At 50.9% G+C, this 12,075-nt stretch carries 10 protein-coding genes; 5 read left to right on the top strand and 5 right to left on the bottom strand.

Annotated elements, in window-relative coordinates:
• Positions 1–51 precede the first annotated feature (51 nt).
• Positions 52–852: a hypothetical protein gene (locus AC2FLJ_RS09285; protein WP_496705434.1), complete on the bottom strand. Its 801-nt coding sequence runs from the start codon at positions 850–852 to the stop codon at positions 52–54.
• Positions 849–2,657 carry a hypothetical protein gene (locus tag AC2FLJ_RS09280; protein ID WP_472722582.1) on the bottom strand — a complete coding sequence of 603 codons (1,809 nt, stop codon included), beginning with the start codon at positions 2,655–2,657 and terminating at the stop codon, positions 849–851. Before AC2FLJ_RS09280 ends, AC2FLJ_RS09285 begins: the two co-directional genes overlap by 4 nt.
• Before the next feature lie 455 nt (positions 2,658–3,112).
• Between AC2FLJ_RS09280 and rfbC the strand changes: the two genes are divergently transcribed.
• Genes rfbC through rfbA form a run of 4 tightly spaced genes read left to right on the top strand, consistent with a single transcriptional unit; the run spans position 3,113 to position 6,469 of the window.
• Positions 3,113–3,682: a dTDP-4-dehydrorhamnose 3,5-epimerase gene (gene rfbC, locus AC2FLJ_RS09275; protein WP_472722581.1), complete on the top strand. Its 570-nt coding sequence runs from the start codon at positions 3,113–3,115 to the stop codon at positions 3,680–3,682.
• Positions 3,679–4,719, top strand: a complete 1,041-nt coding sequence (rfbB, locus tag AC2FLJ_RS09270; RefSeq protein WP_496705431.1) for a dTDP-glucose 4,6-dehydratase — start codon at positions 3,679–3,681, stop codon at positions 4,717–4,719. The genes rfbC and rfbB overlap by 4 nt, the downstream gene beginning before the upstream one ends.
• A complete protein-coding gene (gene rfbD, locus AC2FLJ_RS09265; protein ID WP_496705430.1) occupies positions 4,716–5,588 on the top strand; it encodes a dTDP-4-dehydrorhamnose reductase in 873 nt (290 codons plus the stop codon). The genes rfbB and rfbD overlap by 4 nt, the downstream gene beginning before the upstream one ends.
• An 11-nt stretch (positions 5,589–5,599) precedes the next feature.
• Positions 5,600–6,469 (top strand): glucose-1-phosphate thymidylyltransferase RfbA, encoded by an 870-nt coding sequence (rfbA, locus tag AC2FLJ_RS09260; RefSeq protein ID WP_472722579.1) that lies wholly within the window; start codon positions 5,600–5,602, stop codon positions 6,467–6,469.
• 136 nt (positions 6,470–6,605) lie between these two features.
• Here the strand turns inward: rfbA and glf are convergent, their stop codons facing one another.
• The 3 genes from glf to AC2FLJ_RS09245 are packed head-to-tail and all read right to left on the bottom strand — an operon-like array spanning position 6,606 to position 9,443.
• Positions 6,606–7,754, bottom strand: a complete 1,149-nt coding sequence (gene glf / locus AC2FLJ_RS09255) for a UDP-galactopyranose mutase (protein ID WP_496705428.1) — start codon at positions 7,752–7,754, stop codon at positions 6,606–6,608.
• Between the two features lies 1 nt (position 7,755).
• Positions 7,756–8,646: a hypothetical protein gene (locus AC2FLJ_RS09250; RefSeq protein WP_496705426.1), complete on the bottom strand. Its 891-nt coding sequence runs from the start codon at positions 8,644–8,646 to the stop codon at positions 7,756–7,758.
• Positions 8,643–9,443 carry a glycosyltransferase family 25 protein gene (locus tag AC2FLJ_RS09245; protein ID WP_472722576.1) on the bottom strand — a complete coding sequence of 267 codons (801 nt, stop codon included), beginning with the start codon at positions 9,441–9,443 and terminating at the stop codon, positions 8,643–8,645. The genes AC2FLJ_RS09250 and AC2FLJ_RS09245 overlap by 4 nt, the downstream gene beginning before the upstream one ends.
• 603 nt (positions 9,444–10,046) lie before the next feature.
• On the opposite strand from AC2FLJ_RS09245, the gene AC2FLJ_RS09240 reads away from it, so the two are divergent.
• Positions 10,047–11,813, top strand: a complete 1,767-nt coding sequence (locus AC2FLJ_RS09240) for an ABC transporter ATP-binding protein (protein ID WP_496705424.1) — start codon at positions 10,047–10,049, stop codon at positions 11,811–11,813.
• Positions 11,814–12,075: the final 262 nt, after the last annotated feature.

The following is a 12,075-nucleotide window of genomic DNA, read 5'->3' as shown; positions in this document are numbered from 1 at the left end:
TAGCAATGAATGTCATACGGGGCTTAATGACCTGCTACGTATAACCGCCAATTAAGGGCGTTTTCTAAATAATCGCAAAGCCTTAAAATAGTTTCGGTTTTTCTTCGCGGCTCTTTCACGCCTTTTTTTTCTGTTAGCCGGAATATCATAGGTATAGTGGGTTTCAAGCTCTTGCGACTTCCCCCCAATAAACGAACAACTTCCGGGAACACCAACATTTGGGTATTTTTCGCCCAGATGTTTTATTCCACGCCAATAACGCTCTGTAACATATCCCTTGGAGTAGTGCTGAAACTCAACGGGCAAAACCATGACAGGAACGCCAAAATTCTCCTGTGCATTGATACAAAAGTCTTCGGCGTAAAGGTCGAACGTTAGGGCCTCATCAAACCGCAACCTAGGTCGATCCCTTAACAGCCGAGTGTGTATTAAGATCGCCACGCAATCCAATGTTTCAACCCAAGTCGGTGACGTAACCGGCAGACCAACCTGTAGCACCGAAGAGCCATCTTTTTCACTACATTTATGCTGCCCAAACCCGACCGGCGCATGCCCGTCCAGCCTTACTCCAAAGGTCCCGTAGACTGCTTCGTGTGCCAAGTTCTCTGTGCCAAACAACTCTCCCTGAACTTCAAAGTCTTCATGAACGAAAAACAGCCACACATCCTCATTCAAGTGGTTTTCTATGATTTCGTTGTATAGCTTCGGCAAGCCTGCCGATCGACCGCGATTGTCAAATAGGTGAATATCCATATTCAACAAAAACTTGTTTTCAGAGAACAGTTCAGTTGCCATCTTTTCATTCACAAACGGAACGAAAATCTTCAACGGGTCACCGTTTGAAACTGTCATTCCTGACCCAGTTCATTTTGTTTTTGACGCTGAAAACGCCGCACTGAATTCCAGTACGAGATTTTCAGCGGGTGGCGGTACATTATGCGGCGCCAATCAAGTTGCCCTATGTCGTCTCGCATAGATAAATCCTTAATGGAATTTGGCAGCATACGGTCGTAGTTGTGTAGCTGCTGCTCGTGAATCTGCCGACGAAAATCGGTCAGATATCTTGACGAGATTGACACAGGCTTCCAGTAAGACTCGATCGTTCTCCATTCAGTCTCACCCTTGCACCACGGAAACGGAACGTTTTCGAATGTCCGATATTCCCGTTCAGTTGGCGTTGTGACTAGGCGCGTAAGGCAGAAAAGATTGAAATCCTTCAGTTCCCGGCGATCTAACGTATCCTTTATCGGCGCGATCATACGGAGGAAATCGAGAGCCCCTCGTTGGACGCAAATAGAAGCGAGGAGTCCAACATCGGTGATCGCTTCAGCCTCGCCATTCAAAACCACAGATATGTCTTTCCCAGAACTCAAATCGGGAAAGGATGCTTTAGGGTTGGCAAACAGCAAGTCAAAAAGCACTGTACCTCCTATTACCGACACATCGGTGTTCGTCGCGATTGAACCGTCAAGCAAATACGCTGAAGCTCTTTCCTGGCGAACCGGAGAACTTTGACCAAAAATACAATACCGATGCACTTGTGGCGAAGTTAAAAAATCAAAGTCCAGAGCGCTGCCATCGACATCCACAATAGCAATGTTATTTAAACCTCGGGCTTTCCATGCTTCAATACGATGCCATAACTGTTTGCGTTCTTCGGAAGGGACGTTCGAAAGATCACTGGTTAAAACTTCTATCACTTCGCTGATCGAATAACATGATAATGGCAATTTCAGAGTACTTAGCGATTGCTCAATAATCTGGACTTGGCCAGGCGGAAGAAGCAGTTCATCGAACCCATCTTGTATTGAACGTTCCGCAATATAGTCACAGAACCCCAGCAATACCGGCCCGCAAACATTGAAGCCGAAACTATAAAGATCGGGTTCCTCGGGATCGACATGAGGCATTCGCGCTGCGATCTGGCCGAAAATCAAGTCCGAGGCGAACGTATATTCTCCGCGGTCTTGATCAACAAATGGAGCATCATCCTGCCTAAGGCAATCGCTGTGTTGGTTTACATGAATTGCTGTCAAAGCGCAGTCCACGTCAACGTTCATGTTCGTGAATTCGCGCTGGCAAAAATGCAGGACACGGTTCGGTGCGACCTCCTCATTAGCTGCAACTTTCAAAAGAAAGTGACGGCCTTCCGTAGAGCTAATGAGCGCATCCAGTTCAATCCCATGTGATTTTAATAGCCTCGATAATTGGTCTTTATTCAGTCGCGTGTCATTAATACCGACCAATTGCTTCCCTTTGGCCTGAGCAACTGTGGCAATCATAACAAAGGCTTGATTTGAAAAGTGGAACTTTTCTTCGAACTCTCTTTCATCGTCAGGCGTCACGGTGTTGTCCGGCAGAAGGACTGCAAGAAGACTATAAATTTCGTTTAGACTGATCTCGGATGCTTCATTGGTTCCAAAACGCCGCTCGGCAAGCTGCTCCGCCTTTAGTCTTGCGCCACAGAAACCTTCGACACCAAGTGACTGCTCCATGAAACGGAAAACGCCATCCGAGCTTAGCATGCAACGCGACAGCAATGTTTTAGAAACATCGAACGCGATGACGTCGTGGTTTTCGATGAGGTTCGAAATTGTCGAAAACGCGTACCCCGTCCGTCGAACGACTTCGGCCTTGTTTCGTTCCTGCGACAGCATAGACCCTTCCAACACGAGGTGAGTAAAATTTCAGCGCTGTTGATACCAAGCATCGAACTCGACTGCCAGTAGTCTATTGAATTGACTGAAACCAAATCCTCGATGACCTCGGGGCCTCCAATCCAGAGAACAGGAGCACATGTCAATTAAGTGCTGTAACCTGATATCAAGCATTTGATAACTGGCAAAACTTGAGGCATATCCCTCTACATAGCTCAATGCCTCAAGAAGTGCTCCGAACACACTAACTGCTTAGTTGACGGCAAGCGGTCTGCCGCTTGGTGGCCATCTGACTTGCAGACAGGCCAGCGAACACGCAACTTTCTACATTGAGACTTTCCCGGCCTCCATTTTCGAGTATAAGCCTATTTGGATATTGTCCAGCGATGGCGATTGAGCTAGCGCATTCTTGACCCTGCGCGCTCCGTAGGATGGCACTATAGGTAATGTCTATTATGGAATTCATAACCCTCTCTATACCAGAGGTGAAGCTGATTACGCCAAAGCGATTTGGCGATCACCGAGGTTTTTTCGAGGAGACTTACAACAGTGATCAGTTCTCTTCTGCCGGGATCAAGACGGTTTTTGTCCAAGACAATCACTCTGTGTCCAGTGAAATCGGAACGGTGCGAGGCCTGCACTTCCAGGCGCCACCGAAAGCGCAGGCTAAGCTTGTTCGCTGCGGACGAGGAAGATTCTTCGATGTCGTGGTGGATATTCGCAAGGGGTCTCCGACATTTGGTCAATGGGTCGGCGAAGAGCTAAGTTTTGAAGATGGGCGCATGCTATTCGTCCCGGCTGGTTTTGCTCATGGTTTTATGACATTGGAGCCGGACACCGAAATTGTATATAAGTGTTCGGACACTTATGCGCCAGAAACTGAGGGTGCTGTTCACTGGAGCGACCGCGAAATCGGCATTGAATGGCCACTCAAATCAACCGAAATAAAGCTGTCTGATAAAGATGCGGCTGCGCTGCGCCTGTCAGAGCAGGAATCCCCTTTTATATTTGAGGACACCAAATGAAACTTTTGGTCACCGGAGGCGCCGGATTTATTGGATCCGCGGTTGTCCGTCGTGCAATTGCCCAAGGTCATTCCATAATCAACGTGGATTCGCTGACTTATGCGGCTTGCCTCGACAACGTTGCAACAGTTGCTGATGCGGATGGTTACACGTTTGAACACGCAGACATTCGCGACCCGTCGGCGATGACGTCTGTGCTTAAGAAACACAATCCAGATGCGATCATGCATCTAGCTGCTGAAAGCCATGTTGACCGTTCAATCGACGGCCCCGCTGCGTTTATTGATACAAACGTAACTGGTACATACGTTCTTTTGGAGGCGGCGCGCGCTTACTGGACTGATGCGGGCAAACCATCTGGATTTCGCTTTCACCATATCTCGACGGATGAGGTTTTTGGAACTCTGGGAGAAACCGGATATTTCACAGAAGAAAGTCCTTACCAACCTAATTCGCCTTATTCGGCCTCAAAGGCGAGCTCGGACCACCTTGTTCGCGCTTGGCACGAAACATATGGATTACCAATTGTTTTGACAAATTGCTCAAACAATTATGGTCCATATCAGTTTCCCGAAAAGCTGATACCGGTCGTTGTCCACAAGGCATTGTCTAGGCAGCCGATACCTATCTACGGTAATGGAGACAACATCCGCGACTGGCTGCATGTCGAGGACCATGCAGAAGCGCTGTTGCTTGTTCTGGAAAAAGCGGCCGTCGGTGCAAGCTACAACATTGGTGGCGAAAACGAGATGACAAATCTTGAACTCGTCAAATTGCTCTGCAGTATCCTGGACCGGCTTCGACCGGCAGAGAAACTTTATGCTGAACAGATCACTTTCGTGACTGATCGCCCTGGCCACGACCGCCGTTATGCGATTAATCCAACTCGAATTGTTGAAGACCTTGGCTGGCACCCAACCTATACTCCTGAGACGGGATTGGAACAGACCGTCCGATGGTATCTGGACAACGAAGCTTGGTTGAATGCGCTTCTGGCGCGCGATGGTGTTGGTGATCGTCTTGGTATCGCCAAATGAAAATACTCGTCTTCGGTCGAAGCGGGCAGGTCGCTACAGAATTGCAACGGCAAGCGCCTGCGCGTGGTATCCTATTGGAGGCGATGGGTCGCGAGGACGCCGACCTTTTACATCCGGAAAATTGCGCTGACCACATTAGGAAAACCAACGCTGATGTGGTCATCAACGCCGCTGCTTTTACTGCGGTCGATAAGGCTGAAGACGAGAAAGATATCGCTCGGCGCGTTAACGCTGATGCGCCCGGTTCTATGGCCCAAGCGGCGGCCGAACGTGGCATTCCGTTCATTCACATCTCGACGGATTATGTCTTTGATGGATCAGGGACGCTCGCACGAACTACAAACGACCCGACTAGCCCGCTTGGCGTATACGGTAGTACTAAACTGGAAGGCGAAGTTAAGGTCGCGGCGGCCGGAGGCTGGCATGGTATTCTCCGTACAAGTTGGGTGTTCTCGGCGCATGGAAACAATTTCGTCAAGTCGATGCTTCGATTGGCGGAAACACGAAACCACGTAGCCATAGTTGCCGATCAGGTTGGGGGCCCCACGCCTGCAGCGGACATCGCAGCTACATTGCTTAGAATGGCCGAGGCAGGGTCCAGTGTGGAGGGTGGCCTGTTTCATTATGCAGGAAGCCCAGACGCAAGCTGGGCAGATTTCGCACGCGAGATTTTTTTACAGGCAGGCTTAGATATTTCGGTTGAAGATATCCCGACCAGCGCATACCCGACGCCTGCTGCCCGCCCAAAAAATTCGCGGCTGGACTGTTCCCGGCTTGAAAAAACTTATGGGCTTCTTCGCCCTGACTGGAAAGCCGGGCTAACCAAGGTACTGAGGCAATTAGGTCAGACCCCAAAAGGCCAATTTTGAAAGGTTAACGCATGCAACGTAAGGGAATTATTCTTGCCGGAGGCTCTGGAACGCGGCTTTACCCGATTACGATGGCCGTGTCCAAACAGCTGCTACCAGTTTACGATAAGCCAATGATTTTCTACCCACTCAGTGTATTGATGTTGGCGCAGATCCGCGAAGTTGCAATCATCACAACACCACAGGACCAGGAGCAGTTCATTCGCCTCTTTGGTGATGGCAGTCAGTATGGACTATCACTGACGTGGATCGTGCAAGACTCTCCTGACGGGTTGGCGCAAGCTTATACACTGGCGGAAGATTTCCTCGCTGGCGCTCCTTCGGCATTGATCTTGGGAGACAATATCTTCTTCGGCCACGGTCTTCCAAGCCTGCTGGCCCAGGCAGATGCCAACAAGCAAGGCGGTACGGTTTTTGCATATCGCGTCGCCGACCCGGAGCGGTATGGCGTTGTTGCTTTTGAGGACCAAAAGGTTCGTCAGATTATTGAAAAACCACAAAACCCGCCGTCAAACTACGCAGTCACCGGCCTTTACTTTCTTGATGGTGACGCGCCGGCGCGGGCTAAAGAAATCCAACCGTCTGAGCGCGGCGAGCTTGAGATTACTTCGCTTTTGCAAATGTACTTGGACGAAAACCTGCTCGATGTTCAGACTATGGGTCGGGGCTTCGCTTGGCTGGATACTGGGACACACGGCACTCTGCTGGAGGCAGGAAGCTTTGTAAGAACGCTGACAGAACGTCAGGGTATGCAAACCGGTAGCCTTGATGAGATCGCCTGGAGCAATGGATGGATTGATGATGCCGCTCTCGAGAAGCGCGCGAAACTGTTCGCAAAATCGACTTATGGCGCCTACCTTCATTCGCTTCTGAGCGATTAAAGCTAGCACCGAGTAAGTGAGCCTGACGATCCGGAATAAATTGCATCCAAGCTAGGGCCGTCACAAAGACATTCCGTCCGATCAGCCAGAACGCGAATCGAGTAAGCACTGGACCGAAACGGCCCGGCGCTCGCGCCTAAACTGGCGCGGTATAAAATGGTTTCAGGGCTTGTTTCGCTTCGAACGCGGCTAAAAAAACGCGCGCTGTGTCGAGGGCTTCGCGGATCGTGACGTCCATATCCAGATAACGGTAAGTACCCAAACGGCCAACAAAAGTTACCTTCTCTGTCTTGTCGGCCAGCGCAACATACTCACTCAGCAATGCTTTTTCTTTTACCTGACGGATCGGGTAGTAGGGAATGTCATCCGGACCCGCCGCGCGGGAAAACTCGCGATAACAGACCGAGCCTTCGTGCGACTCCCACGGTGCAAAGTGCTTGTGCTCGGTGATCCGGGTAAAGGGCACCTCTTCCTCGCCATAGTTCATCACCGCGCAGCCTTGGTAGTCGCCGTCATAGGTGAACCGTTCGAAATCAAGCGTGCGATAACCCAGGCGCCCAAGCTCGTAGTCGAAATAGCCATCCAGCGGGCCAGAATAGAACACATGATCGAAGCCATCCGCCATGTTGCGATCGAAAGTGGTATTCAGCTTCACCTTGATACCCGGGTGATCAAGGATACCGGCAATCATGTCGGTATAGCCGTTCTCGGGCATGCCTTGGAATTTATGGAAAAAGTAATTGTCGTCGTAGTTGAACCGCACTGGCAGACGCTTAAGGATCGACGCTGGCAGCTCGGATGGGTGACATCCCCACTGTTTGATCGTGTAGCCTTTGAAAAACGCCTCATAAAGGTCGCGACCGACGAACCGCATCGCCTGTTCCTCGAAACTCTGCGGGTCGGTTATGGATGTATCGGCTTGCTCTTCACTGACAAACGCGCGCGCCTCGTCCGGGCGCATGGTCCTGCCAAAGAACTGATTGATCGTATGCAGGTTCACTGGCAACGAATAAACCTGCCCCCGCGAGGTGGTTTTGACCCGGTTCTTATAGGGCAGGAAGTTGGCGTATTGGTTCACATACTGCCAAACCTCTTCGTCATCCGTATGGAAGATATGTGGCCCGTACACATGGACCATGACGTCGGTATCGGCATCCCGTTCTGTGTGGCAGTTTCCACCGATATGGTCACGGCTGTCGACCACGGTGACATCATGCCCTTGTTCCGCAAGTTGCCGACCGATCACGGCTCCAGACAATCCGGCCCCAACCATCAAGAACTGCATATCAGGGGCTTTCCTGTTTCATCGAAATCGTCGTCATGTCGAGGGGTTTGATCAGCTGACGGCGGGCAATTTTGAAAATCCCCGACCGCGCCTCGCTGGCACTTCGGAACTTAGGCAGGACCGACATCCACGCCCGGCACATATGCCACCCCAGCTGCAGACGACCCGAGATGGGTTGCCCTCCCTGCAGGATCGCGGCAAAGACGACCGGAACGGTACGCCGCGACAGATCAAACATCTGCTTTAGAACGGCCTCTTCTTCCTCTGAGCTGAGGTTATTCGACTCGGCCATCGCAGCTTTCAGGTTCTTTCCGATCGGCCGCGTGTGGTGCATCGCAATTTCGTCCAGAATGGCAGTTCGAAACGCGCCAGCCTCGGCCCATCTGCACCAGATATAATCCAGGCCGTAGCCGCTCATGGTGCCCTGGAAAAGCGGCAGTGCTTTCTTCAGGATATCCTTGTGCAGGCACGGGGCCATGATCTCGATATAGTTCGTGTAGCGCAGTACGAAGCCCGGGCATTGGCTGAACACAAAATGCGAGAAATAGCTTTCGGGGGTCAGTGACGGTTGCGCAATACGCAGGCCGTGAACCTGCATGGCATCAAACAGCGCATTTACCGCCGTGGCGCTGATGTCCAGATCATCATCCGGCAGCCAATAGTAGTCATATTGATCCAGGTCACGATCCACCAGGGATTTGAACAACCCGTCCCATTTGCCGCCTTTTACCAGCACGGCCTCAACACCGGGTTCAGGTTCGAATGCCGCAAAGGCCTCGTCCGAGAAATAGCTGATCAGAAGATCGTAGCTACGATCTTCATAGGGGATTTCCTGCCACCGATGGTGCAATGACTTGTTGCCCGCACGGACAACCACAAGGCTATTCTTCATGCGCGGTTCCGAACCCGATTGCCGGCCTGCATCAGGGGGCCGAGCCCTTCGATCATGTCCGGGTTCAGCGGGTGGCTCAACCGTCCGTACGTGTACTTTGTCTGGTACATTAAGTTTCGAACGAACCTGGCCATGGATGAACCCGGCTTGGTTTTGCTTCGGCAGTGATCGATGGTGCTGTTGAAGTCTTCGCGCTCTGTAATCATCTTTTGCCCAAGGGTCAGGATGGGCACGTTATGCTCCCAGTAGAACTTTAGGTCGATGTCAATTGGTCGCGCGATCGGCGCATTCAGCGCCAATAGGCGCTTGGCGGCGCGCCTGCCGATGATGTAGCCAGTAGTTCTCGGCGGTAGACGGTCAGACAGGATAAGGTACTGATCTGCAACGGATTTAATCACCTGCCCATTGTTCCTCGAAATGCCATCCAACTTGATCATAACGTCTTCGAAACACTTACCACATTCCAAGAGCTCTTCCAAAAAAGGTCTGGGGTCCTGAACAAAGGCGGCGTCATCCTCTAAAACAAGACTGACATAGTCTTGAGATTTCACAATCTCTTGCCATATCTGACGATGTCCCAACGTGCAGGCGACTTCATTTCGGCTGAGGGGACGTTTGAACTTGATGCGGTTCATGTCCGCGTCATAAAATTTCCGCAGCTCCGAGTTGCTTATCTGATCGCCGGCAATGGCATCGCTAAATTTGTGGCACAGGCCAAAGCGCGCAATTTCGCTTTCGCAGAAACGTCGCCTTTCTACATCGTTCGGTAGACTCAAAATGACGGTCTTGATGGACACGAAAATAATACCAATATTTTTTCACAGAGTTACTATGAGCCGTGTTTACCAGTTACAAGTGCAATCGGTCGATCCCTATCTACAGTGTTGCATTGACGCTTTCCCGCAGCAAAAAACCGCTCAAGGTAAACAATCAGACATACGCTACAATGATCTTGCAGAAAAAGCAGAACATTATAGTGGCTCCACACTGAGTATCACAATGAAACTAAAAAGAAAATCATTTGACGACACCTAATCTCCCAGTCAGAGATTCTACCCGCCCCCGGTTTGCTCTGGTTGTTGCATTGCAGTCGCAATCAGATCGCGGAACTCCATAAATTTGTGGAGACACGGTGTAAGCAAGACAAATTCGCTAAAACAAGTATGTCGGAATCCAAACTGCAGCGCGTGTCGCGTGATCCCATACCGGAATACGCGGCATCGCCAGCCTTCTATTTTACAGCAGACACTTGCTCATTCCGGCGCCCAAGCCTATTTGACTTGGACAATTGCGCAACCGTTCGAATGGGCAACTCTTTCGCGCCATTTGATCTGCCCTTTAGACAGGATTGAATATAGGTTATCTGAACGAGCGCATGATTTCACGATCTGGAGAATGCAATGATTAAGCGTGCCTGGACCAGTTGGCGATCAGGCCATATGGGCCGCCTCATTACCGAGAGCTTTTTTGCCCAAGGCCCCCTTTATGCCGTTGCTATCGTTGCGATGATCGCTGTTGCCGCAACCACTGCGGGCTCTGCTTTCATGATGGAATACATCGTTGACGCGATGACCAGCCCTGAAATGCGTGAATGGGCAGCCGTGATTGCTCTTAGCGTTGTCTTGCTATTTCTAGCCAAAGCGCTCGCCTCTTATATCCAATCTATCTACCTCGCTCGCGCGGGCAACCGGATCATCGCGATGCAACAAGACCGCTTGTACCGCAAGCTGTTGCGGCATGGCGTTTCTTTCTTCGCAGAGATGGAATCCTCTGACCTGCTCATGCGAACGACCCAAGGCGCGCAGGCTGCCCGAACCCTGATTGATGTTCTCGTCACCGGATTCGTTCGGGACGCTTTGACCTTAGTAGGCTTGGTCACGGTCATGGTGTACCAACAGCCAGTACTTTCCATCATGTTCTTCGTTGTCGGCCCTATTGCTCTCTTTGGCGTACGTCATCTGTTAAAAAGCGTTCGCGCCATAATGCAGCAGGAATTCAAATCGCTGGCAGAGATTATTCGCGTGGTTCAGGAAACATCTGCCGGCATCAAAGTGATAAAAGTGTTCTCGCTGGAAGATCGTATGATCAACCGTATGGAAACCGCAATCCTTAAGGTAGAAGAACGCTCGAACGACATTGCAAAGCTAGCGGCGATCGCCAGCCCACTTATGGAGTTTCTGGCAGGTCTCGCAGTTGCTGGCGTTCTGGTCGTCTCGTCGCTGGGTCTTGCAGGCTCGGAACCACCCACGGCCGGCCAATTGATGTCTTTCATAACGGCGCTACTGATGGCGTATGAACCCGCTAAGCGACTTTCAAGAATGCGCGTTCAGATCGAAGCAGCCATGGTTGGCGTCGGGCTTTTGTTTGGGCTTCTGGATCAAGAAGACACGATGAAAGAAAGCCCCGAGGCGCGAGACCTCTTCGATGGGCCAGGTGAAATCGCTTTACGAAACGTCACATTCGGTTATACCGGATCAATTCCCGTAATCGAAGACATGAACGTCACGTTTGAAGCTCAGAAAACAACGGCTCTAGTCGGCCAGTCCGGGGGTGGAAAGTCCACCATATTCGGCCTGATCATGCGCTTCTATGACCCCGATGAAGGAACCGTCGAAATCGATGGTCAGAACTTACAAGACGCCCGCTTCTCTTCGATTAGACGAAAGATCTCGTATGTCGGCCAAGACACGTTTTTGTTCTCGGCCTCCGTGATGGAAAACTTGCGCTGCTCGGCGCCTGAAGCATCAGACGAAGAGGTTGTCGAAGCTGCGAAGGCGGCATACGCGCATGACTTCATCTGTAGTCTGCCTGATGGCTACAACACACATGTCGGAGAAAACGGGTCCTTTTTATCTGGCGGTCAAAAGCAACGGATTGCAATCGCAAGGGCTATCTTGCGCAATGCTGAAATATTACTTCTGGACGAGGCCACCAGTGCCCTGGACGCGGAATCTGAGGCTCTTGTAAAATCCGCACTAGACGCTCTGACGCAGAATATGACTGTCATTGTCATCGCCCACCGGCTTTCAACCATCCTTGAGGCCGACAAAATCATGGTCGTACAGGATGGTGCCGTCGTCGAACAAGGCGACCTAGACGAGTTGATGAAACTCGATGGTCAATTCAAAAAACTCTTTGATCAACAATTCAAAAAAACATCAACCTGAAGCCATGGAGTGAGTTCCAAACAGGGGTAAGCTTTTGGCCAGCGTGCTTTCTACATGCCCTTTGGATTGGCAGATTCCTAATCTCTACAGAACCCGGGAGCGAGATTACTGCGCCAATTTGCCGTTTCCATTTACTCAAATGCAAACTGACCATTCTGTTGGTGTAATCTGTGCCCAAGATTGCCTGTCCGTCATCGAATGATTTGGAACACGAGCGTTTGATTGGCTTAGGAGGATCAGGCTCGCCGTAGTTTCAATCTAC

It is taken from the genome of Ruegeria sp. CDSA034, from assembly GCF_059612275.1.
The sequence above is the reverse complement of the archived record's forward strand: the minus strand, read 5'-3'. Positions and strand labels throughout refer to the sequence as shown.